General features: G+C 65.7%; 23 protein-coding genes. 9 read left to right on the forward strand and 14 right to left on the reverse strand.

Annotation, left to right across the window (positions count from 1 at the left end; genetic code table 11):
* Positions 1–32: 32 nt before the first annotated feature.
* From G372_RS0105930 to msbA, 7 genes are all read right to left on the reverse strand, one after another.
* Entirely contained in the window at positions 33–923 is an 891-nt protein-coding gene (locus G372_RS0105930) for a sulfotransferase family protein (RefSeq protein WP_018860775.1), read from the reverse strand.
* A complete protein-coding gene (locus G372_RS0105935) occupies positions 920–1,804 on the reverse strand; it encodes a sulfotransferase domain-containing protein (RefSeq protein ID WP_019624886.1) in 885 nt (294 codons plus the stop codon). Before G372_RS0105935 ends, G372_RS0105930 begins: the two co-directional genes overlap by 4 nt.
* Positions 1,805–1,806: 2 nt before the next feature.
* Positions 1,807–2,541 carry a sulfotransferase family 2 domain-containing protein gene (locus tag G372_RS0105940; RefSeq protein WP_026340456.1) on the reverse strand — a complete coding sequence of 245 codons (735 nt, stop codon included), beginning with the start codon at positions 2,539–2,541 and terminating at the stop codon, positions 1,807–1,809.
* Between the two features lie 83 nt (positions 2,542–2,624).
* The gene (locus G372_RS0105945) at positions 2,625–3,749 is read right to left on the reverse strand and encodes a glycosyltransferase (RefSeq protein WP_019624888.1); all 1,125 of its coding nucleotides are present in this window, start codon (positions 3,747–3,749) and stop codon (positions 2,625–2,627) included.
* On the reverse strand, positions 3,742–4,839 hold the full coding sequence (locus G372_RS0105950) for a glycosyltransferase family 9 protein (protein WP_019624889.1): 1,098 nt from the start codon (positions 4,837–4,839) through the stop codon (positions 3,742–3,744). The genes G372_RS0105945 and G372_RS0105950 overlap by 8 nt, the downstream gene beginning before the upstream one ends.
* Entirely contained in the window at positions 4,826–5,833 is a 1,008-nt protein-coding gene (locus G372_RS0105955; protein WP_019624890.1) for a lysophospholipid acyltransferase family protein, read from the reverse strand. Before G372_RS0105955 ends, G372_RS0105950 begins: the two co-directional genes overlap by 14 nt.
* 71 nt (positions 5,834–5,904) lie before the next feature.
* Positions 5,905–7,725 (reverse strand): lipid A export permease/ATP-binding protein MsbA, encoded by a 1,821-nt coding sequence (gene msbA / locus G372_RS0105960; protein ID WP_019624891.1) that lies wholly within the window; start codon positions 7,723–7,725, stop codon positions 5,905–5,907.
* 187 nt (positions 7,726–7,912) lie between these two features.
* Between msbA and G372_RS0105965 the strand changes: the two genes are divergently transcribed.
* From G372_RS0105965 to G372_RS0105975, 3 genes are read left to right on the forward strand one after another with little or no spacing between them, the layout of a single operon-like run.
* A complete protein-coding gene (locus tag G372_RS0105965; RefSeq protein ID WP_196800090.1) occupies positions 7,913–8,518 on the forward strand; it encodes a D-sedoheptulose 7-phosphate isomerase in 606 nt (201 codons plus the stop codon).
* Entirely contained in the window at positions 8,515–9,060 is a 546-nt protein-coding gene (locus G372_RS0105970; protein WP_019624893.1) for a D-glycero-alpha-D-manno-heptose-1,7-bisphosphate 7-phosphatase, read from the forward strand. The genes G372_RS0105965 and G372_RS0105970 overlap by 4 nt, the downstream gene beginning before the upstream one ends.
* Positions 9,061–9,073: 13 nt before the next feature.
* On the forward strand, positions 9,074–10,330 hold the full coding sequence (locus tag G372_RS0105975; RefSeq protein WP_019624894.1) for a 3-deoxy-D-manno-octulosonic acid transferase: 1,257 nt from the start codon (positions 9,074–9,076) through the stop codon (positions 10,328–10,330).
* Between the two features lie 37 nt (positions 10,331–10,367).
* Here G372_RS0105975 and G372_RS13895 read toward each other — a convergent pair whose 3' ends face one another.
* Positions 10,368–10,820 carry a SprT family zinc-dependent metalloprotease gene (locus G372_RS13895; protein ID WP_244263189.1) on the reverse strand — a complete coding sequence of 151 codons (453 nt, stop codon included), beginning with the start codon at positions 10,818–10,820 and terminating at the stop codon, positions 10,368–10,370.
* Positions 10,821–10,986: 166 nt separating this feature from the next.
* Between G372_RS13895 and G372_RS0105980 the strand changes: the two genes are divergently transcribed.
* Complete coding sequence (locus G372_RS0105980; RefSeq protein WP_018863013.1) at positions 10,987–11,424, forward strand: hypothetical protein; 438 nt, start codon at positions 10,987–10,989, stop codon at positions 11,422–11,424.
* Positions 11,425–11,454: 30 nt separating this feature from the next.
* Here G372_RS0105980 and rnd read toward each other — a convergent pair whose 3' ends face one another.
* The 5 genes from rnd to G372_RS0106005 all read right to left on the reverse strand — a co-directional run bounded on the left by rnd (position 11,455) and on the right by G372_RS0106005 (position 15,608).
* The gene (gene rnd, locus G372_RS0105985) at positions 11,455–12,630 is read right to left on the reverse strand and encodes a ribonuclease D (protein WP_019624895.1); all 1,176 of its coding nucleotides are present in this window, start codon (positions 12,628–12,630) and stop codon (positions 11,455–11,457) included.
* On the reverse strand, positions 12,623–12,925 hold the full coding sequence (locus G372_RS0105990) for a DUF1244 domain-containing protein (protein ID WP_019624896.1): 303 nt from the start codon (positions 12,923–12,925) through the stop codon (positions 12,623–12,625). Before G372_RS0105990 ends, rnd begins: the two co-directional genes overlap by 8 nt.
* A 90-nt stretch (positions 12,926–13,015) precedes the next feature.
* Positions 13,016–13,507: a rod shape-determining protein MreD gene (gene mreD / locus G372_RS0105995; RefSeq protein WP_018863011.1), complete on the reverse strand. Its 492-nt coding sequence runs from the start codon at positions 13,505–13,507 to the stop codon at positions 13,016–13,018.
* Complete coding sequence (gene mreC, locus G372_RS0106000; protein ID WP_155998837.1) at positions 13,504–14,430, reverse strand: rod shape-determining protein MreC; 927 nt, start codon at positions 14,428–14,430, stop codon at positions 13,504–13,506. Before mreC ends, mreD begins: the two co-directional genes overlap by 4 nt.
* 131 nt (positions 14,431–14,561) lie before the next feature.
* Positions 14,562–15,608 carry a rod shape-determining protein gene (locus tag G372_RS0106005; protein WP_018863009.1) on the reverse strand — a complete coding sequence of 349 codons (1,047 nt, stop codon included), beginning with the start codon at positions 15,606–15,608 and terminating at the stop codon, positions 14,562–14,564.
* A 143-nt stretch (positions 15,609–15,751) separates the two neighbouring features.
* On the opposite strand from G372_RS0106005, the gene gatC reads away from it, so the two are divergent.
* The 5 genes from gatC (at position 15,752) to G372_RS0106030 (ending at position 20,434) form a co-directional block, all read left to right on the forward strand.
* Positions 15,752–16,039, forward strand: a complete 288-nt coding sequence (gene gatC / locus G372_RS0106010; protein WP_020008842.1) for an Asp-tRNA(Asn)/Glu-tRNA(Gln) amidotransferase subunit GatC — start codon at positions 15,752–15,754, stop codon at positions 16,037–16,039.
* 67 nt (positions 16,040–16,106) lie between these two features.
* Positions 16,107–17,558, forward strand: coding sequence for an Asp-tRNA(Asn)/Glu-tRNA(Gln) amidotransferase subunit GatA (gene gatA, locus G372_RS0106015; protein ID WP_019624899.1), 1,452 nt, complete (start codon positions 16,107–16,109; stop codon positions 17,556–17,558).
* A 10-nt stretch (positions 17,559–17,568) separates the two neighbouring features.
* Entirely contained in the window at positions 17,569–19,002 is a 1,434-nt protein-coding gene (gene gatB / locus G372_RS0106020; RefSeq protein ID WP_019624900.1) for an Asp-tRNA(Asn)/Glu-tRNA(Gln) amidotransferase subunit GatB, read from the forward strand.
* An 18-nt stretch (positions 19,003–19,020) separates the two neighbouring features.
* Positions 19,021–19,917: an Hsp33 family molecular chaperone HslO gene (gene hslO, locus G372_RS0106025; RefSeq protein ID WP_019624901.1), complete on the forward strand. Its 897-nt coding sequence runs from the start codon at positions 19,021–19,023 to the stop codon at positions 19,915–19,917.
* A 100-nt stretch (positions 19,918–20,017) separates the two neighbouring features.
* On the forward strand, positions 20,018–20,434 hold the full coding sequence (locus G372_RS0106030; protein WP_018863004.1) for a hypothetical protein: 417 nt from the start codon (positions 20,018–20,020) through the stop codon (positions 20,432–20,434).
* A gap of 1 nt (position 20,435) precedes the next feature.
* Here the strand turns inward: G372_RS0106030 and G372_RS0106035 are convergent, their stop codons facing one another.
* The gene (locus G372_RS0106035; RefSeq protein WP_019624902.1) at positions 20,436–21,185 is read right to left on the reverse strand and encodes a HesA/MoeB/ThiF family protein; all 750 of its coding nucleotides are present in this window, start codon (positions 21,183–21,185) and stop codon (positions 20,436–20,438) included.
* Between the last annotated feature and the right edge of the window lie 137 nt (positions 21,186–21,322).

Consider the following 21,322-nt stretch of genomic DNA (forward strand, 5'->3'; position numbering starts at 1 on the left):
GCGATCGCGCGTGCTGTCTGGCTGGGGGCAGTTCATCCGCCATGGGGCCGCGAGTCATAACCCTGGGCCTGCAGGGTTTGGCGGTGGTGCTCCGCAAACTCGCGCAATTGCTCGTCCTGGTGCCAGGCGTGAGCCCGATCAGGGCGGAAGCTTGCCGCTGTCGCTGCCAGCTGTGCGGGATCGAGCGGGCACCCGCAGAATCGCAGGGCCGCGTCCAGCGTACCTTCTGGCTCGGTGAGCAGTGCCTCGTAGGAAATTTCCAGGCCCCGGTCTCCCAACGTCTGCAGGTGTTGGCGCGCCCGCGTCACATAAAGGGCCCAGAGATCGAGCCCGCCCTCCAGCGTGCCGCAACGAACTTGGGGCGCGAATCCTCGGCGCCCTGGTCCGAAGGGGTTCATCCGATACATCTGGCGATACTGCCGGTAGCGGCGCGTGCGTTTGTTGAACACATCGCGACGGCGTGTGAGCAGACTCGCGGCTACATCGGCGCCGTGGCGAACGATGTGGAGGACGCGGGCGGAGGGAAAGAGCTCCAGCCACAGCGGCAGCGTGAATGTGTTGCGGGGATCTTTCCATCCCCATGGAGTTTGCTGGCGGCTCAGGCCCCACCCCCGCAGGCTTCGCTGTAGCCCCAGGAATCGCAGACTGGACGGACCGTCGACCGTGTCGCGCATGTAGTCCAGAAGCCAGGGCTGGAGTGCCTCGTCTGCGAGCAGCCAGTCGAGGGATTCGGGCCGGTCCCAGGTGGCGGACGCTTCGCGAAAAAGCCAGGCATTGATTGCGTTGGTGAAGGCCGCCTCCTCGTTGCGGCTGGCGCCAACGCCCATGAAGAAGCCGGACTCCTGCAGAACCCGGGTGAGGAGGCTCGTACCCGATCGGTGCATGCCGATGATAATGACGGGCGGTTGTGCTCGGGTGCTCATGGCGCAGCCGCATCCGGGGTTGTGGGTCGGTTGGCTTCGTGATGCGCTGGCGTGCCCTGGTGCCTGTATCTTTCGAACCAGGGATCCAGGCGCAGGGCGATGACATCTTCTACGTGTTGGAGACTCTTCCCGTCGAGGTATTCGTGGTAGCCCCCCACCTCGCCTTTCCGGGTCTTGTAGCTGTCGGAGTCGTCCTGGTCGCGGGCGGCGAGGGCGCTGGAGCCCATCGCATTGCTGGCCTCCAGTTGGCGCATGTTGTCGAACCGGCCGTACTCGACTGCCTGCGCGATTACCGCGTCACTCACTCCGTGGATGCCCATGAAGTCCAGCACCCGACGTAGTTCGCCCGCGGTATCGGCGTGAAGGTCCTCATAGGTCAATAGCAGGAAGTCTTCGGGTACGTGGCGGTTGCGCGCCCAGATGGAGTAGAAATCCACGATGGTCTCGATGCCGCCGCGGCGTTCGTGGACGTAGTCGTCCATGGTCCCCTCGTAGTTCGCGTTGCGCCGGGTCTTCTGGAAATAGGAGGAGACCAGAACGTCGCGGGGGTCGCGGACCATGAATACGACCTTCTTGCCGGCGTAGGCGGACTTGTCGGTATGAAGCTCCTCGGGGTACTGGAATTCGGGGCCGCCGTCATGGTGCTGGAGGATGTACGGGATATCACGCCATGGCTTGCAGTAGCTGCGCAGGCGCAAGGGTTTGCGCAGGCGGATGCCGTAGTGGAGCTCCAGGGCCTTGCTGAGCAGAACGACCAGCCAGGTGCGGCCGCATTTGGGGTAGGAGACGATGTGGACATCGGCGCGCCAGCGCCGCCAGCGTCGGCGGACCAGTTGGACCAGTCGGCGCGCCGGACCCCGCTTGCGCGTGATTGCAGCCACGTTCAGGCGTCCTCGAAGCGGTAGCCGAGGACAGATATCTCGTGGTGGCAGACGCGCTCAATGATGGCGCGGTCCTCTGGCCCAAGGACTTCGCTGTAATGCCGGCTGTCCTTGCGAAAGCCGCCCTTCGCGCGGTAGGTCGGTAGCGAGATGTCACCATCCATGTCCAGTTCGGACTGCAGGGCCTCCAGGTCGGCACTCAGCGTCTCGTAGCGCAACACCTTGTGAACGGCCAATTCGTCATTGATCGTGTAATGCCCCCAGTTGCTCAACCAGTGGGGCTTGTGCATCTCCATCCAGGCCAGGTATTCGCTCAAGCTGGGGAACTCGGTACGCCCCTTGCTCTCCCAGCGGTGCTTTTGCCACCAATAGCGGGACAGGGCGCGATCCCAGGGGTTTCGCTCGACCGTGAAACGATAATAGCGGTTCCATTTGTCTTCCCCGAGCAGGTCGCGAATCTCGTGTGCTCGGGTGTGCTGACCGTAGCTGGCCCGTTGCCCGCGCGTGAGCAACCGCCGCCACTCCTTGAAGCCGCGATGCCTGGAAACGGGTTTGAGGTAATTGATGGGGCCGATGCCCCCTTCCTGGCGCCGGAATGATTCCTCGCCGCGGTGTTCGCTGAGCGGGGTCACGATGTCCTGAGGGCCGCATACGCGTGATAGCCCGATTTCGAGGCTGCTACCCGCGGTCTTGCGTGTCTTGATGAATACGAACTGATGACGGTGGGAAATTATCACGCGTTTTGAAGCCCTTGCTGGTGGCGCATGCGGGAGGCGAGATTAGAGCACAGGGTTTCTGCGCCGGACAATTCAACGATGCTCTACGGCACGAGCCTCAACGCCTTCAGGTAGGCCCGCGCCGAGGCTTCTGCGGTAAACCGGAGGGTAGCCGCTTGCAGTGTGGTCGGGTCTGGCGGTGTGGTCAGCAGGGTGTCCAGGGCCTGAGCCAGGGCCTCGACGTCGCCTATGGGTACAACGGGTCCCAGAGTACCCTGGTCCAGTATTTCGGCGGGGCCGGAGGGGCAGTCGGTGGCTACGCATGGCGTACCGCAGGCGAGGGCCTCCACGAGGACGGCTCCGGATCCCTCGCGTCGAGAAGTGAGCGCGAATACGTTGGCGCGCGCCATCCAGGCGTAAGGGTTGTGCTGGAAACCGGGTAGTCGCAGGTCCTGCTCCACCCCGAGATCTCTGGCGAGCTGTTCCAGATTCGTGCGTTCGCGGCCCTCGCCGAGAATGACCAGTCGCAGGGGGCGCTGCTGCCGTAATCTGGCGAATGCGCGGATGAGGCTGGCAAAGTCCTTGCGACGCTCCAGCGAACCCGTCCCGAGGACTACGGGGATATCCTGGGTGCGGCTGTCCTGGAGCCACGGATCCTCCAGGGGGGCGGCGGCCTGATGGATCAAATCGGTGGATACGATCGGGTTGGAGATGACATGCAGCCGATCGGCGGGCACGCCTGCGAGGGCGTTCAGGTCGTGCCCGACTCCTTCCGAAGGAGCGATTACGGTGTTCGCCTGCGGGTACCAGCGTTGCATCGAGCGCTGGAGGCGTCGGGCTCGGGAGGGCTTCATCTCGGCGAGGGTGGCGCTGATGGACATGCCCATGCGGATGGCCACCGGCATGCCGGGTCGGGCCAGGCGGCGTGCCAGGAGTGCGGTGCGGTTCAGCCGATGGCTGGCGGTGTACAGCGCCTGGGGTTGATGGCGCAGCAGGTAGGCGATCACGGAAGGCAATGCCGTGTTGCGATGGGCGGCGCGCAGAGGTACCCGCCGCACGTTGGGGGGCAGGTCGTCGATATAGGGGCCATGCCCACGCAGGGTCAGCAGATCGAACTCGAGGGGGTAGTGGCCAAATTCTCGAACGAGGTTGGCGATCACTCGGTCGACACCGCTATGCCCCGACGTGGCAAACAGCAGGGCAACCCGGGGCGAGGGGGTGTCAGGCATGGTTCGCCTTCGCCTCCACCAGCGCATCGAGTTTCGCGGTGACGTCCGCGACCTTGATGCGGTCCATCACGGCGGGATCGCGGACTCGCTGTCCCCAGCGCAGCGCCCCCGGTGGCTTGCCGAAGGCCGCCTGGCAGGCCTCGGGGTATGCGTTGACGACCCACTGGCGGCTGCAGTACGGCCCCGTACGTTCGGGATTGGAGCCGGCATAGAGTCCGATCACGGGTGTGCCGACTGCGTTGGCCATGTGGGCCGGGCCCGAGTCGGGTGAGACCACCGCGTCAGCTCGTTCGAGCACCGCCAGTAGCTGTTTGAGGCTGGTCGTCCCGATCAGGTTGATCAGCGAGTGGCGGCAGCCGGAGGCGATCGCTTCGCCATAGTCCCGCTCCAGTTCGGTGGGGCCGCCGGTGAGCACGACGGTCATGCCGTGGTGCTCCACCGCATGTTCGGCGACGGCCGCGTAGTGTTCTGCGGCCCAGTTACGAAAGTTGCGAAAGCGGGCGCTGGAACACGCGTTGATGACAAGGACGGGGCGGTCGGTGGGCAGGTGCCGATCGGCCCACTCCCTCGCGCTATCCGGGATCGGGATGTCCCAGCGCAGTTCGCGCTCCTGTACGCCCAGCGACTCGGCAAAGCCGAAGAAGGAGTCCAGGACGTGCTGGCGCGGCCGGGCGGCGATGCGTTCCTGGGTGAACAGCCACTGGAAGTCGCGTGCACGCTCACGGTCGAACCCGATCTTGCGCCGTGCCGGAACCTGCATTCCCATCAGGCTGGCGCGCAGGGAGACCTGCATCTGCAGGAGGACATCGAACTGGCGGCCCTTCAGGGCGCGCCGGAGGTCTGTGTAGGCGCGTAGCCCCCGCGCCTTGTCGACCACGACGAACTCCACATCGGGCAGGTCTCCCAGCAACTGGTATTCGAGGCGCCCGATGATCCAGGTGATGCGGGTGCGCGGCCAGGCCTTTTGCAGCGAGCGCACCACGGGGACTACATGGGTGGTATCGCCCAGCGCCGAGAGTCGCAGCAGGGCGATCTCCCGGGGCGGCCCCGGGGTTGCTGAGGCTGTGGTTGGCTGGTCAGGTGCCGTCACCGGGCGTCTTCCGCTTGTTCTTCTTTTTGAGCTTGTTTTTCTGCCACGGCAGGCGGCCGATGTGTTTGCTGCGAATGGCCGGATAGGGGTCCGGGGATCCCTCGGGCTGGGTCTTGAAGCGTCGATGCGCCCAGAAATACTGCTGTGGATAGGCCCGTACGGCATCTTCCAGTACCTGGTTCATGCGCGCCGCATCCGCAGCGCGGTCGCCGGAGGGATAGTTCTCCAGGGGCGGTCCGATCACGATCTCGTAGCCATCGTCCTGCGAGTCCACGTGATAGAACAATGGCAGTACGCGTGCCTTGCCCATGCTGGCGAGACGGGAAAGGCCGGTGGTGGTGGCCGCCGGCTGCCCAAAAAACGGGGCGAACACCAGCTCCGCCTGGCGAATGTTCTGATCGCCGGCATACCAGACCGGGACCCCGGCCTTGAGTGTGCGAAGAATGCCGCGAATGTCGTCCTTGGAAATCGCTCGGCTCAGGCTATTCTCGCGCCCCTGCTTCATGGCGCGTTCGAGCACAGGCTTTTTCTCCATGGGTTTGTAGATCACGGCCATTTCGGCCCGCTGCCCGAACAATCTTCCGGCGAGTTCGATGCAGGTGAAATGCCCGGACAGCAGGATCACAGGGCTGCCTTCCTCGGCGGCGTTATGCAGGTGATGAAGGCCATCGACTCGGCAGGGAATCCGGTCGACGGCCTTGCCGCCGAACCAGCCGAGGGCGACTTCGGCCATGCCACGCCCGGTATAGCGGAAGTTGGCGCGCACCCATTCCTCGCGCTGGGTCTCCGTCAGGTTCGGGAAGCACAGTTCGAGATTGCGGCGCACGATGTAGCGGCGTGATTTCGCCACGTGGTAAAGGGCGCCACCCAGTCTTTCGCCGAGGCCGACCGCCCAGCGCCACGGTAGTCGCGCAATGAGCCACAGCGCTACGATTGCGGTGGTCTGTCCCCAGTTGGATGGGTGCAGGGCGTTGTTGCTACGCGGGCCTTTCATCGCGCGGAGGAGATCCTGTCAGGCAAGGGCCGGAGGCCGCTTATTGTACATCGCATACCCGGCTGCCCGGCTCAGGGTGCGGGGGTGTCGTCATCCGCGTGTTCAGGCGGCTCGGGCGTTTCCTCGAACTGGGCCATTTGCAGTGCGGCGTAGTGGCCGTTGCGCTCGAGCAGTTCCGCGTGGGTGCCGGCTTCGATGATGCGGCCCTGATCCAGCACCACGATGCGGTCGGCATTCTCGATGGTGGAGAGCCGGTGGGCGATGACCAGCGTGGTGCGGTTCTCCATCAGCCGTTCCAGCGCATTCTGGATCTTCTGCTCGGATTCCGTGTCCAGTGCCGAGGTGGCCTCGTCCAGAATCAGGATCGGGGCGTCCTTCAGGATTGCGCGGGCGATGGCAACCCGCTGGCGCTGCCCGCCAGAGAGCATGATTCCGTTCTCGCCGACGATGGTGTCAAAGCCGTCCGGTAGTTCGTCGATGAAATCCAGGGCGTTGGCGGCGCGTGCTGCCTCGCGCAACTCGTCGAGCGAGGGTTCGCGATTCAGACCGTAGGCGATGTTGTGTCCCAAGGTGTCGTTGAACAGCACGACATGCTGGCTCACCAGGGCCATTTGTGCCCGCAGGTCGCGCAGGCGGTATTCCTGGATCGGGTGACCGTCCAGGCGGATTTCGCCTTCCTCGATCTCGTAGAAGCGGGGCAGCAATCGAGCGAGGCTGGTCTTGCCGCTACCGGAACGGCCCACCAGGGCCACTGTCTGGCCGGGTTCAACGGTCAAGTTGATATCTTTCAGCACCTGTTCGTGGCTGGTGGGGTAGCGAAAGCCTACGTGTCTGAACTCAATGTGCCCTCTGGTATCTTCCAGCGGGCGCTGACCGTGATCGGGTTCGGCAGGCGTGTCGAGTACCTCGAATACGCTTTCGCCCGCGGCCAGTGCCTTCTGGATCGCGGCGTTGACCCCGACGATGCGTTTCAGGGGGGGCAGCATCAGCAGCATGGCAGCGATGAACGAGATCATGCCGCCTGGCGTAATCGCCTCCAGGATCACATCCATGGTGGCGAGATACACGATCACGGCCAAGGCGATAATCGCGCCCAGCTGGGACAACGGCTGGGCGGCGGCCTGCACCGCCTTGTGGCGCATGGCCTGGCGGTGGAAGCGGGTGTTGGTGTCATCGAAACGAGCCGCTTCGTAATCCGTGGCGCCAAAGATCTTGACCTCGGCCTGCCCGCGAATCCCGTCCTCCGCAATCTGCGCATAGTCGCCCACGGAGCGCTGCATGCGCCGGCTGATCTTGCGGAACTGGCGGTTCGCGCCGGTGATCACCAGGGCGACTACCGGCGCGAGCGTAAAGACAATCAGTACGAGCCATCCACTGAGGTAGGCCATATAGGCCATCAGAAACAGCACGGTGAAGGAGTCACGGATCAGTACGACGATGGCGCGGGACGCTGCGGAGCTGATCTGGTTGACGTTGTAGGTCAGCTTCGCGAGCAGGGTGCCGGGCGAATGCCGGTCAAAGAAGGCCGCCGGCAGGCGAAGATATTGCTCGAACACGGCTTGGCGGATGTCCTTGACCACCTTGCGCCCGATCCAGGCGACCGTGTAGTCGGAGGCAAAGGTGGTGGCGCCGTAGTAGAGAAAGATGGCTACCAGCCCCAGTGGCACCCACACGCGGGCCGCCGGGTCCTGTTCGATGAAGGTGCCATCCACCAGGGGCTGGATGATCCAGGCAAAGGCGGTCTGTCCCGCAGCCGCCAGGATCATCGCGACAATGGCCACGATCCCCAGGCGCCAGTAGGGCTTGATGAATTCGAAGATGCGCCGGTAAAGCTCCCACGAGGTCCCCGCTGTGGGGCGGGTGGGCTTGACGGGTTTTCCTTTGCCTTTCATCCGGGTCCTTCTTGGGGTGCTTGCCGTGGACCGGCCATCCCGGGTCCGGTGGCCGGCCCCGGCAAAAGCCGCCATGCTACCAGAAGCGGGCGCTGCCCCTTGGCGTTGGCCGCAGGCAAAGTGCGTGTTACGCGGCTTGTCGGCGTCGAGGCTGAGAGGTACTTTGCCCGGTTCGGAGCAGCGGAGAATGGGATTGCGCAACGGGATCGTGGGAGAGCTGGCGGCGGCCAGTCGGTTGTTCGGGCGTCTGGCCGACGATGCGGGATTCGTCGCCGAGGTCGAGGCCGTTGCGCAAGCCTGGTTGGGCAGTTTGCGGGCGGGCGGCAAGGTGCTGCTGGCCGGCAACGGTGGCAGTGCGGCGGATGCGCAGCACATTGCGGCGGAGATTGTCTGTCGTTATCGGGCGGTGCGTCCGGGCGCGGCGGCGATCGCGTTGACCACCGATACTTCGGTGCTGACGGCGATCGGCAACGATTTTGGATACGAGCATGTGTTCTCGCGTCAGGTGGAGGCGCTGGGACAGCCGGGTGATGTGTTCGTCGGGATCAGTACATCCGGGCATTCGCCCAACGTGCTCGAGGCCTTCGAGATGGCGCGTCAGCGCGGGCTGGTGACCGTCGCCCTGACCGGCGAAAAGGGACTGCCGGAGACGCATCCCGCGGATCATGTGCTGCGGGTGCCGGACGCCGCGACCGCACGGGTGCAGGAGGTCCACGGGCTGATCGGGCATCTGCTGTGCGGGATCGTCGAGGATGCGCTGGTGGCCGATCAGGAACGTTCGGGGTCGGCGTGAGTGCGCGTGCCCTGTTTCTCGACCGCGACGGGGTGATCAATGTCGACCATGGCTACGTGCATCGTCCCGATCAGGTCGAGTTTGTCCCCGGCATCTTCGATCTGGTGGCGGCCGCGACCGCCCGGCACTGGCCGGTGGTGGTCGTCACCAACCAGTCCGGGATTGGCCGCGGCTATTACGGTGACCGCGAATTCCGGCAGCTGACGGACTGGATGCGCGAGCGCTTTGCCGAACGAGGCGGCCGTATCGAGGCCGTCTACCATTGCCCGCATCATCCCCATGATGCGCAGCCCGACTATCGGCGGGCCTGCCCGGATCGCAAGCCGGAGCCGGGGATGCTGCTACGGGCGCGGGATGATCTGGATCTGGATCTCCCCGGTTCAGTGCTCGTCGGGGATCGCGCGTCCGATCTTGAGGCCGCGCGGCGCGCTGGGGTCGGCGTCCGATTGTTGTTTGATCCCTCGGGCACGGAATCCCTGCCCGCTGAAGACGGGGTCGTCCGCATTCGCACCCTGCCCGAGGCCATTGCGTGGCTCGACTGAGCTGCTAGCCGCGATGCACCACATCTCTTATTCGACCCTGCTGCGACTGGCTTCTCCGGCCTTGCTGGCGCGGCTGGTGCGCCGCGCGCGGGCGAACGCGGTGCCGGTGGCCCGCTGGCGTGAATGGCTGGGGGCCGGGGAGCCGCTGGCACCCGGCGCCATCTGGCTCCATGCCGCGTCGGTGGGGGAGGTGGAGGCGGCGGTACCGCTCGCACGCGCCTTGCGCAGCCGCTATCCCGGGCGTGCGCTCCTGATGACGACCACGACACCGGAGGGGGCGGCGCGGGTGGAAGCAGCTCTGGGGCGGGATGTTCGGCACGCCTATCTGCCCCTGGACCTGCCCGGGGCGGTTCGCCGCTTCTTGCGACGGACCCATCCAGCCGTCGCGCTGATCGTCGAGACCGAACTATGGCCCAATCTCTATCGTGCCTGCGAACAGGCCGGTATCCCGCTCTACGTGGTCAGTGCGCGGCTGTCGCCACGATCGCTGCAGCGGTACCGGCGGCTGCAGCCACTGGTGCGGGAAACCCTTGCGCGTGTCGAGAAGGTCCTGGCGCAGGACGAGTCGGCCGCCCGGGGCTTTCGCGAGCTGGGGGCGCCGAACGCGCGCGTCCAGGTGATGGGAAATCTGAAGTTCGATCGCGCATTGCCGCCTGGGCATGAACAGGCGGGGGATCTGCGTGCGTCCGTTGCGCCCGAGGGAGCGCCGGTCTGGGTAGCGGTCAGTACGCGGGAAGGCGAAGAAGAGGCCGTGCTCGAGGCCCACCGCGTGGTACGCGAGTCCCATCCCGACGCCGTACTGCTCTGGGTTCCGCGCCACCGCGATCGCTTTGATATGGCTTTCGAGGCGGCCAGGCAAGCCGGGTTTTCTGTCGGGAGACGCACGCAATGCCCGGGGCCGCCGCTGGATGTGCTGGTGGGCGATACGATCGGCGAGATCGGAGCCTATCTAGGTGCGGCGGACGCCGCTTTTGTAGGCGGTAGCCTGGCTCCCCTGGGGGGGCAGAACGTACTCGAGCCCGCCGCACTCGGGCTGCCGGTGCTTGTAGGGCCCAGTACCGAGCACTTTACATTTGCGGTTGAACGCCTCGAGGGGCGAGGTGCGTTGTGTTGTGTGCAGAATGCCGAGGCGCTGGGCCGCGCCGTCGCGGACTTGCTGGGAGATCCTGCTTGTCGCAAAACGATGGGTGATGGAGCCCGCACTGTGATCGAGGACGAGCGTGGCGCGGTGGAGCGCGTGCTGGCCGAGGTGGAAACCCATCTTGCATGATGCGCATTGACCGCCCTGCCCGACTTCGTATGGATTTTTATTTCTCCCGCCTTAGCCGCTGTCCGCACTCCCGGCACTCATAGCGGTATCGACGCCGCTGAATCAAGTAATGTCGCCGGGCGCTCAGTGCGTGAGTCTGGCAGGCACAACGATACGCATAGGTCTTGAGCCTTCTGCCCTGCAGGGGCGTGTTGTGCGTGATTCGTGGCTGGCAGCCGAAGGTCTCCATCCAGGCCCGCCATTCCGGGCCGTGAGGGCGCACGCGGCGCGCCCCGAACGTTCGGTAAACGAGCGAGTGCGCTACCTCGTGGACAACGGTATCCGGGAAGTGTGCATCCCAGTCCTGACAGAATGCCTGCGGATTAAATCGAAGCTGCTCATGCCCGTTGCGCAACCGCCATTGGCCGGCGGCTTTTCCCGTCAGGTTAAAAAGAACCTCGGGTGCCGATCCCGGCTGGCCGGGGCGGGCCTTTATGTAAAGGTCACACACCTTTTCTTGGATGGCCGCTTTCTGTTCTTTCGTCAATTTAGTTCGGTGGTCTTGCAATTTACTTCCGTTTTTATCATATTCAGCCGTGCCATATGTCCCGTCCAGGGCGAGCCAAGGGTTGGAATCCGTTCTGGTCAATGAAAATTTCTGAATGAGGAGTCGCGTAATGAGTCTGGATAGCAAGAAGGCCTCCGAACTTTCTGCCGAAGAGCTGTATGCGCTGGCCCGTCAGCGGGAAAAGGAAGAGGCTGAGCGCCAGGAAGCCGAGCGTCGCAAGAAGCGCGAAAAGTTGATGGAGAAGCGCAAGGAGATGATCGCGCGTCATCGCAAGGAACTCAACGAACTTGAGCGCCAGATCCGTGAACTGGGCGGCCGTGTGGGCCGTACTGGTGGTGGCCGGCGTGGTGGCCGGGGCGGCAGCTCGGTCAGTCAGCAGCTGGTCGAGATCGTGGCGGAGAAGTCCGAGATGGCCACCAAGGAGATCAAGGAACGTGCCGAGAAGGCAGGCCTGGATACCAAGAACATCTCTCAGACGCTTGCCTATCTGAAGCGCCAGGGCCGTCTGAAGTCCCCGCGCCGTGGCGTGTACAAATCCGCGGCCTGAGCGGGTTGCGTCTGGCGACGATTGCGGTGGTTATTCCGCCGCAATCGTGTCGCTGGTGGCTTCCATTTCAAGCTCGCCGCTGGGGCTGCAGGCCAGGCGGCTCTCGCCGTTAAACCAGTGCTGTATGGTCTGACCCGCAATCTCCCGGCGCCAGCCGCTCGCCAGGCGGCCATGCCTGCCGTCGCTCTTCAGTAGTTCGATCACATCCTTGCGTTGCGCGATCGCCGCGGCGCTGATCTGGTGCTCGCGTGCACATTCGCGCAGCAGCGCCATGCCGATATCAACCAGCACCTCGTCACGCTCGCCCAGGCGCGGCTTCTCCGGCAACTGCGGCCATTGTTCGCGCGGAAGGGCCTGGCCTTCCCGGATGGCCGCCAGAAGCGATTCGATATGTTCCGGCTTCATGCCGCCGGGGAACTGGCGCAGTTCGCGCAAGGCTTTGGCGTCACCCGGTGTGCGGCGCGCGATGTCCAGCAGGAGGTCATCGGACAGTACCCAGCGCCGAGGGCGGTTGCTGCTTTGCGCGGTACGTTCGCGCCAGGCCGCCACGCACTTCAGAACGGCGCGCTCCTTTGGTTTCAGCCGTTTCACGCCCGACACCCGCTGCCAACTTTGTTCCGGGTCCGGTTCGTACAGGGCCGGGTCGCTCAGGGCCTCCATCTCCGGGCGCAGCCAGTGCATGCGGTCATGGCTGTCCAGCTCGTGCAGCAGGCGGTTGAACAGTGTCGCGAGGTGGCGGACGTCGTCGGCGGCATAGCGGATCTGGTCTGCGCTCAGGGGGCGTCGGGACCAGTCGGTCCGGGTCTGGCTCTTGTCGAGCTCGCGGTCGAGCACGTTCTTGACCAGGTTGGCGTAGCCGACCTGCTCACCGTAGCCGAGCATGCTGGCCGCGATCTGGGTGTCGAACACCGGGCTGGGTACAAACCCCAGCTCGCGATACAGCAGCTCCATGTCCTGCGAGGCGGCGTGGAAGACCTTGGTGATGCCCGGGTCCCGGAACAGGGGTGCGAGCTGCTGGATGTCGAGACGCAGCGGGTCGATGCAGGCGAGCTGATCTAGCGTGGCGGCCTGCACCAGACAAAGCTGCGGGTAATAGGTCTTCTCGCGCAGGAACTCCGTGTCCAGCGCGATCCAGTCCGTCCCGGCGATGGAATCGAGAAACGCCTGCAGGTCTTCGGGCGTCTCGATCAGCCCGTGGTCATGCATGACTCGATTTCTGGCTCGCCTCGAAAGCCGCCTTCTGCTCGGCGGTCGCCTCCTTCTGGTAGCGCTCCTTCCATTCGCTGTAGGGCATCCCGTAGACGATCTCGCGGGCCCCTTCGTAGTCGATCGACTCGCCGCGCTCCTCGGCGGCCGCGAGGTACCATTTGGACAGGCAGTTGCGGCAGAAACCCGCGAGATTCATCAGGTCGATGTTCTGCACATCCTTGCGCTCGTCCAGATGCTGCAGCAGGCGCTGGAATACGGCGGCCTCGATTTCGGTGCGGGTCTTCGGGTCCATGGTGGATATCTCCATTGATCAGTGTTTCCCTCAGTGCGCACAGTATGAAACAGCTTTTGGGGCCGTTCGACCGGAACGGGCGGCTGGTGTTCAGCTCAGGTGGAGCAGCCAGCGCCGACGCATGTCCCTTAGCAGCAGAAAGATCAGGGGCCAGACCAGCGCGCTGGTCGCCACCGGGGCCCAGTACCAGGCGCTGCCGGGGGGTACTCCGATCGCGCCCTGTGGCCACAGGGCCAGGAGCTTGTACAGCGCCGTAAGGACGGCCACCACGATCGCCTGTTGCCACACGGGGTAGACGCGCAGGCGTGGGTGGATCTGGATCACGATGTACGCCATCACTGCCAGGGCGATGGCGTTTTGTCCGAGCAGCTGCCCGTGCAGGGTGTCCAGCAGCAGGCCTGTGACAAAGGCGGTCAGCACCCCGATGCGCTGAGGGAAGGCCATGATCCAGTACACCAGCGCCAGCAGCGGCCATTCGGGCCGGGCCGGGGCCAGCGTATCCGGTATAGGCACGATGGAGAGGGCTAGCGCGACCACCAGGGTCAGGATGACCAGCCAGGGGATGCCCAGCGCGGGATTCATGAGGCTTCATCCGCCTCCGGGGCGTGGTTCTCGGCATCCTCCACGGATCCGCTGTCGGTCGGGTCGTCCTCTTCCGGTTCCGATGCATCCGCATCCGGGACCTCGTCGGTCCACAGCAGGAGGACCTCCCGCGAGCGATCGAGGGCCGCCAGCGGTTCGGCCTGTATGTCGAGGAACGGCTGACCGGGCTGGCGTTCGACCGAGGTCACCCGAGCGACCGGGTAGTCCGGGGGGAAGCGTCCGCCCAGGCCGGAGGTCAGCAGGAGATCGCCCTCCTTGATGTCCTCCTGCGGCGGTACATGCCGCATCTCCAGGCGCCGCGGGTTGCCGGTGCCGACGACAATGCCGCGCAGGCCGGTGCGGGCACTGAGCACGGGCAGGGCATGACCGGGGTCGGAGATCAGCAGAGCGGTGGAGCTGGTCAGCTGGGTCGACAGGACCTGGCCGATTACGCCGTCGGGGTGGATCACGGGCTGCCCCGGGTAGACATCCTGTCGGCTGCCCTTGCTCAGCACGATCTGCTGGCGGAAGGGGTCCAGGTCCACGGCCAGGAGCTTGGCGGTCTCGACGCGCTCTTCCGCGCGCTCGGCGGTGCTCAGAAGGGCGCGCAGGCGGTCGTTCTCCATCTGCAGTGCGTCGAAGCGCAGCTGGCGCGCCCGCAGTTCCGCGTTCTCTTCGCGCAGGATGCGGTTTTCGGTGATCAGGTCTTCGCGGCTGGTGAAGGACTCGAGCAGCCGACTGCCCGCCCGGATCGGGGCATCGACCGCGACCTGCAGGGGGTAGGCCACCGTCGACAGTGCGTTGCGCACCGTCTGCAGCTCGTTCAGCCGATGATCCAGCGCCATCAGCGCCACACCCAGCAGGATCACCGCGAGCAGGCGCAGAGTGGGTGATACACCCAGTCTGAACAGCGGCTTGCTGATGGCTCAACCTCCGGTTGCGGGTCGTGATTGGGTCTGGGGCGCACCACGGTTACGCGGGCGAGATGGTTATGGACCCCACCAAGTGCCCAGGATCCGGGGCGGCGCCCCCTTCCCCCGATCCAGCCCGGAGTCTACTCCATGGACAGGAAGTCCACCTGCTTCTCGTCGAGCATCTCCAGCACGCGGCCGCCGCCACGGGCCACACAGGTCAGCGGATCGTCGGCGATCACCACCGGGATCCCGGTCTCTTCCATCAACAGTCGGTCCAGCTGCTGCAGCAGGGCGGAGCCGCCGGTGAGCACGATGCCGCGTTCGGCCACGTCCGCGCCCAGCTCCGGCGGGGTCTGCTCCAGCGCGGTGCGCACGGCGGAGACGATCCCGTACAGCGGGTCCTGCAGGGCCTCGAGGATCTCGTTGGAGTTCAGGGTGAACGAGCGCGGCACGCCCTCGGCCAGGTTGCGGCCCTTGACCTCGATCTCCAGCAGTTCCTTGCCCGGATAGGCGGAGCCCACCGCATGCTTGATGCGCTCGGCGGTGGCCTCGCCGATCAGCACGCCGTAGTTGCGGCGCACATACGACATGATCGCCTCGTCAAAGGTGTCACCACCGATGCGCACGGACTCGGAGTAGACGATGCCGTTCATCGACAGCACGGCCACCTCGGAGGTGCCGCCGCCGATGTCCAGCACCATGGAGCCGACCGCCTCGTCCAGCGGGATGCCGGCGCCGATCGCCGCGGCCACCGGCTCCTGCAGCAAGTAGACCTTGCGCGCCCCGGCGCCGAAGGCGGATTCGCGGATCGCGCGGCGCTCCACCTGGGTGGCGCCGCAGGGCACGCAGACCAGCACGCGTGGGCTGGGGCGGAAGATGCGCCGCTCGTGCACCTTCTTGATGAAGTACTGCAGCATCTTCTCGGTGGTGGTGAAGTCGGCGATCACGCCGTCCTTCATCGGCCGGATGGTCACCACGTGCTCCGGCGTGCGCCCGAGCATCTTCTTGGCCTCGATCCCCACGGCCTCGATGGAGCGCGGGCCTCCCGGCCCCCGGTCCTGCCGGATCGCGACCACGGATGGCTCGTTCAGGACGATGCCCTGGCCGCGCATATAAATAAGCGTGTTGGCAGTGCCGAGGTCGATGGAGATGTCATTGGAGAACAACCCCAGGAGGCGTTTGAACATGAAGAAGAAACCTGCGTTGGTGGTCGGGCGGGAAAGCCCGAGACTCTAGCAACTGCCCGGGGTTTGGGCAATAACGGCTTTGTGGTAACTTTGCCGGCCGCATTCCGCATCATCATCGACTGATACAGGGGCCGTTGCCGATCATGTCTGTAGAAGCCTCCGAAGTTCAGCGCATCGCGCATCTCGCTCGTCTGGCCATGGACGACGAAAAGGCCCGCGAATTTGCTGGCGGTCTGAGCGATATCTTCGATTTTGTCGAGCAGCTCGACGGCGCCCCCATCGAGGGCGTGGAACCCATGGCCCACCCGCTGGATGCCGAGCAGCGCCTGCGCCCGGACGCGGTCACCGAGCCCGATAATCGCGAGGGTTTTCAGGCGATTGCACCGGCCGTCGAGGGCGGGCTTTATCTGGTGCCTCGCGTGATCGAGTAAGCCGCGGGCACCGCTGGCCGATTTCGCCGATTTCATCACGCTTTTTTCGACAAGAGTTCCCGAAACCATGTCCCAGGAAACCCTGTCCGGCTGGGCGCGCAAGCTCCGGGCCCGCGAGATCAGCTCGCGCGAGCTGACCCAGCTGTATCTAGACCGGATCGAGCGCCTCGATCCGCAGCTCAACAGCTTTATTACCGTGACCGCCGAGTCCGCGCTGGCGCAGGCCGATGCCGCCGATGCACGCCTGGCCGATGGTGAACAGACGCCGCTGCTGGGCGTGCCGGTCGCGCAGAAGGACATCTTCTGCACCGAGGGCGTACGTACCTCCTGCGGGTCGCGCATGCTCGATCCGTTCGTCTCGCCCTACGACGCCACCGTCGTCGAGCGGATGAATGCTGCCGGCGCGGTGATGCTGGGCAAGACCAACATGGACGAGTTCGCGATGGGCTCGTCCAACGAGACCAGTTTCTACGGCCCGGTGCGCAACCCCTGGGATACCGAGCGCGTCCCGGGCGGTTCCTCCGGCGGTTCCGCCGCGGCAGTCGGCGCGCGCCTGGTGCCTGGGGCGACCGGCACCGATACCGGCGGCTCGATCCGCCAGCCGGCCGCGTTCTGCGGCATTACCGGGCTCAAGCCGACCTACGGGCGCGTGTCGCGCTACGGCATGATCGCCTTCGCCTCCAGCCTCGACCAGGGCGGCCCGATGGCCGCGACCGCCGAGGACTGCGGCCTGATGCTGAACGCCATGGCCGGTTTCGACCAGCGCGACTCCACCAGCGTCGAGCGCCCGGCCGAGGATTTCACCGCCGGTCTGGACCAGGACCTGAAGGGGCTGCGCATTGGTCTGCCGAAGGAGTTCTTCGCCGAGGGCCTGGACGAGAAAGTGCGCGGCGTGATCGACGCGGCCGTCGATGTGCTCAAGGGCCGCGGCGCCGAGATCCGCGAGGTCAGCCTGCCGAACAGCCACCTGTCGGTGCCGGCCTACTACGTGGTCGCCCCGGCCGAGTGTTCCTCGAACCTCGCCCGCTTCGACGGCGTGCGCTACGGCCACCGCTGCGAGAACCCCGAGGACCTGATGGACCTCTACACCCGCTCGCGCGGGGAGGGCTTCGGCGACGAGGTGAAGCGTCGCATCATGGTCGGTACCTACGTGCTGTCCGCCGGCTACTACGACGCCTACTACCTGAAGGCGCAGAAGGTCCGCCGCATCATCGCCGACGATTTCCGGAGCGTCTTCGAGGATGTCGACGTCCTGCTCGCCCCGACCACGCCGGAGCTGCCGTTCGCACTGGGCGCCAAGGCCGATCCGGTCAGCATGTACCTGTCGGACATCTACACCATCGCCGCGAACCTCGCGGGCCTGCCGGCGATGTCGCTGCCGGCCGGCGAGATCGACGGCCTGCCGGTGGGGCTGCAGCTGATCGGCAACTATTTCGACGAGGCGCGCCTGCTCGGCGTCGCCCACCAGTACCAGCAAGAAACCGACTGGCACACCCGTGTGCCGGCGGCCTTCGCCTGAGGATCGCCGCATGGAATGGGAAACCGTCATCGGGCTGGAGATTCACGCCCAGCTCAACACCGTCTCCAAGATCTTCTCCGGGGCGCCGACCGCCTACGGTGCCGAGCCCAACCGCCAGGCCTGCGCGGTGGACCTGGGCATGCCCGGCGTGCTGCCGGTGCTGAACCAGGGTGCGGTGGAGAAGGCCGTGATGCTGGGGCTGGCGATCGACGCCGAGATCACCCCGCGTTCGGTGTTCGCGCGCAAGAACTACTTCTACCCGGATCTCCCCAAGGGCTACCAGATCTCGCAGTACGAGCTGCCAATCGTCGCCCGCGGGCACCTGGATATCGAGCTGGAGGACGGCACGATCAAGCGCATCGGGGTGACCCGCGCACACCTCGAGGAAGACGCCGGCAAGAGCCTGCACGAGGGCTTCGAGCTGATGACCGGCATCGACCTCAACCGTGCCGGTACCCCGCTGATCGAGATCGTCTCCGAGCCGGAACTGCGCTCGGCGAAAGAGGCCGTTGCCTACATGAAGAAGCTGCACTCGCTGGTGCGCTATCTCGATATCTGCGACGGCAACATGCAGGAGGGCAGCTTCCGCTGTGATGCGAACGTCTCGATCCGGCCGAAGGGCCAGACCGAGTTCGGCACCCGCGCGGAGCTGAAGAACCTGAACTCCTTCCGCTTCGTCGAGCGCGCGATCAATCACGAGATCGAGCGCCAGATCGACGTGATCGAGGGTGGCGGCAGCGTGGTCCAGGAGACCCGCCTGTACGACCCGGATCGCGACGAGACGCGCTCCATGCGCACCAAGGAAGAGGCCAACGACTACCGCTATTTCCCCGATCCGGACCTGCTGCCGGTGGTGGTGGACACGGCGTTCGTGAACCAGATGCGCGAGAAGCTCCCGGAGCTGCCGGATGCCAAGCGCGCCCGCTTTGTCGAGCAGTACGGCCTGTCCGACTACGACGCCGGTGTGCTGACCGCGGCGCGCGAGATGGGCGACTTCTACGAGGCCGTGGCCGCCGGCTGTGGCGCGCCCAAGCTCGCCGCCAACTGGGTGATGGGCGAGTTCTCCGCGGCGCTGAACCGCTCCGAGGTCGAGCTGGCCGAGGCCCCGGTGAATGCCGAGGGGCTGGCCGGGCTGCTGGCCCGCATCCAGGACGAGACCATCTCCGGCAAGATCGCCAAGGAGGTCTTCGAGGCGATGTGGAACGGCGAGGGCGATGCCGACACCGTGATCGAGGCCAAGGGGCTCAAGCAGATCACCGATACCGGCGCGATTGACGCGATCATCGACGAGGTGATGGCCAACAATCCGCAGCAGCTGGAGCAGTACCGTGGTGGCAAGGACAAGCTGTTTGGCTTCTTCGTCGGCCAAGTGATGAAGGCGACCCAGGGCAAGGCGAACCCGGCCCAGGTGAATGAGCGCCTGAAGGCCAAGCTGGACGGATGATGCAGGGCTGCGGACTCCATGCGTGAAACCGACACCCTCCACCGCTTCATGCTGGAGGAGGCCGGGGTGCGTGGCGAGTGGGTGCACCTGGATGCCGCCTGGCAGGCCCTGCTGGAGCGCCACGACTATCCGCCGGTGGTGCGCGACCTCCTGGGCCAGGCCTACGGGGCCGTTGCACTGACGGCCGCCACGCTCAAGTTCGACGGCTCGCTGATCCTGCAGGTGACCGGCACCGGTCCCGTGCACATGATCGTGGCCCAGGCCGATGGCCAGGGTCGGCTGCGTGGCCTGGCCCGCTTCCGCGAGACGCCCCCCGACGATGCGACGCTGGCCCAGTGTGCCGGCGACAACGCCCGGTTGATGCTGACGCTGGACCCGGGCGATGGCGGCGAGCGCTACCAGGGCGTGGTCGAACTGGAGGGCGAGACCCTCGCGGATGCGATGAACGTGTACTTCGAGCGTTCCGAGCAGCTGCCTACCCGGCTGTGGCTGGCGGCCAATGACCAGTCGGCCGCCGGGATGCTTCTGCAGGCCGTGCCGGGCGAGGGCGGTCATGCGGTCACGCGTGACTCCGAGGACTGGAGCCGCGCGAACATCCTGGCCGATACCACTACCCCCGAGGAGATGCTGGAGCTGGATGCCGGCACGCTGCTCGGCCGGCTGTTCGCCGAGGAGCGTGTGCGTCTGTTCGACGGGACCCCGGTCCAGTTTCACTGCCCCTGCTCGCGCGAGCGGGTGGCCGAGACCCTGCGCGGCCTCGGGCAGGACGAGATCCGCAGCATCATCGAGGAGCAGGGTCGCATCGAGGTGACCTGCGAGTTCTGCAATGCGCAGTACCACTTCGACCCGGTGGATGCCGAGGCCCTCTGCGCCACCCGGACGGTCCAGCCACCGACCCCCGATACGCGTCAGTAACCGCTCGCGAAACAATCGGGCGCGGAATCTTCCCGCCGAGCGGCGGTCTTTGCTATAGAGATAGCAAAGGCAGCAGTGTTTTCCTGGCGGGGGGCTGGTCATGTATTCCCGGCATACCGAGATTCCCACTCTGGATACCCGGCCCGGATGGCAGGTCGAGGCCCGCTATTACAACCAGGTGGCCCTGGCCCTGCGGCGGCTGGGCCCCGAGATCCGTCTGCCCCTGCCAATCCTGAAGCACCTGGACCTGATCCTGCAGCCGGATGCCTGGGTCGTGGTGGATCGCGTGCTCAACGACATGCCGGTGGTGGCCTGGACCTCGTTCCGCGCCGCCCACCGGCACAATCTGCATCGCCCGGTGGCCTGCGAGTTGCGCCTCTACCACTCCATGGCAACCATGGTCACCAATCGTGCCCTGGCCTGCATGGCCGATCGCCTGACTGCTGCCTTGGCCGAGGAGGATCAGCGCATCCCCCGTGGTCAGGTGGTCGCCTTCCGGCCCCGCTCCAGCGCCTGACTCAGGCCGGACGCTGTGCGCAGACCGGGCAACCCGGGTCGCGGCGCAGACGAATTTCGCGAAACTGCATGCGGGTCGCATCCACGATCAGCAGCCGCCCGCTCAGCGTCGGGAGTCCGATTAGCAATTTGAGCGCCTCGGTGGCCTGCAGGCTGCCGATCACCCCCGGGAGACTGGCCAGCACGCCATTGGCCGCGCAGGTGTCCTCGTCCCCGCCGCCCTCGCCATACAGGCAGTGGTAGCAGGCGGCCTCGGGGTCGCGGTAGTCGAAGGTGGTGAGCTGCCCTTCGAAGCGGATTACCGCGCCGGAGACCAGGGGTGTACCGCTGGCAAAAGCCGCGCGGTTGATTGCGCCCCGGCTGGCGAAGTTGTCGGTGCCGTCCAGGACCACGTCGGCCTCCGCGAACAGGGTGGTCATCGCAGCCACGTCCAGGCGTTCGGCACGGGTCTCGACCCGGCAGTTCGGATTCATCGCCGCGATGCGCCGCGCGGCGGACTCCACCTTGTCGCGGCCGATATCCGCGTCGGTATGCAGGATCTGCCGCTGCAGGTTCGTCACCTCGACATGGTCCGGGTCGACCAGCGTGAGTCGTCCGACCCCGGCGGCTGCGAGGTAGGCGGCTACCGGCGAACCCAGCCCGCCCAGGCCCATGATGACCGCGTGGGCCTCCTGCAGGCGCTGCTGTCCCTCGACCCCGACACCGGGCAGCATGATCTGGCGGCTGTAGCGCAGCAGTTCCGCGTCATCCACGGGGCGTTCTCCAGTGTGAATCAGGTCAAGGGTTAGTGACGTAGTACGGCAAAGTGTAACCGGCGTCACGCTCCTCCGGCGCCTCGGTTAGGAACCGTTCAGGAAGACCCCGTAATTTGGACCGTGGCAATTCTGCC

Origin of the sequence: Thioalkalivibrio thiocyanoxidans ARh2 (genome assembly GCF_000385215.1) — a bacterium.
Classification (GTDB): Bacteria; Pseudomonadota; Gammaproteobacteria; order Ectothiorhodospirales; family Ectothiorhodospiraceae; genus Thioalkalivibrio; species Thioalkalivibrio thiocyanoxidans.

What these genes read in the sequence shown, in the direction of transcription:
- G372_RS0105930 (WP_018860775.1), bottom strand. Translation starts at nt 923, where the DNA reads ATGAGCACCCGAGCACAACCGCCCGTCATTATCATCGGCATGCACCGA.
- G372_RS0105945 (WP_019624888.1), bottom strand. Translation starts at nt 3,749, where the DNA reads ATGCCTGACACCCCCTCGCCCCGGGTTGCCCTGCTGTTTGCCACGTCG.
- G372_RS0105955 (WP_019624890.1), bottom strand. Translation starts at nt 5,833, where the DNA reads ATGAAAGGCCCGCGTAGCAACAACGCCCTGCACCCATCCAACTGGGGA.
- msbA (WP_019624891.1), bottom strand. Translation starts at nt 7,725, where the DNA reads ATGAAAGGCAAAGGAAAACCCGTCAAGCCCACCCGCCCCACAGCGGGG.
- G372_RS0105965 (WP_196800090.1), top strand. Translation starts at nt 7,913, where the DNA reads ATGGGATTGCGCAACGGGATCGTGGGAGAGCTGGCGGCGGCCAGTCGG.
- G372_RS0105975 (WP_019624894.1), top strand. Translation starts at nt 9,074, where the DNA reads ATGCACCACATCTCTTATTCGACCCTGCTGCGACTGGCTTCTCCGGCC.
- G372_RS0105980 (WP_018863013.1), top strand. Translation starts at nt 10,987, where the DNA reads ATGAGTCTGGATAGCAAGAAGGCCTCCGAACTTTCTGCCGAAGAGCTG.
- rnd (WP_019624895.1), bottom strand. Translation starts at nt 12,630, where the DNA reads ATGCATGACCACGGGCTGATCGAGACGCCCGAAGACCTGCAGGCGTTT.
- G372_RS0105990 (WP_019624896.1), bottom strand. Translation starts at nt 12,925, where the DNA reads ATGGACCCGAAGACCCGCACCGAAATCGAGGCCGCCGTATTCCAGCGC.
- mreD (WP_018863011.1), bottom strand. Translation starts at nt 13,507, where the DNA reads ATGAATCCCGCGCTGGGCATCCCCTGGCTGGTCATCCTGACCCTGGTG.
- G372_RS0106005 (WP_018863009.1), bottom strand. Translation starts at nt 15,608, where the DNA reads ATGTTCAAACGCCTCCTGGGGTTGTTCTCCAATGACATCTCCATCGAC.
- gatC (WP_020008842.1), top strand. Translation starts at nt 15,752, where the DNA reads ATGTCTGTAGAAGCCTCCGAAGTTCAGCGCATCGCGCATCTCGCTCGT.
- gatA (WP_019624899.1), top strand. Translation starts at nt 16,107, where the DNA reads ATGTCCCAGGAAACCCTGTCCGGCTGGGCGCGCAAGCTCCGGGCCCGC.
- gatB (WP_019624900.1), top strand. Translation starts at nt 17,569, where the DNA reads ATGGAATGGGAAACCGTCATCGGGCTGGAGATTCACGCCCAGCTCAAC.
- hslO (WP_019624901.1), top strand. Translation starts at nt 19,021, where the DNA reads ATGCGTGAAACCGACACCCTCCACCGCTTCATGCTGGAGGAGGCCGGG.
- G372_RS0106030 (WP_018863004.1), top strand. Translation starts at nt 20,018, where the DNA reads ATGTATTCCCGGCATACCGAGATTCCCACTCTGGATACCCGGCCCGGA.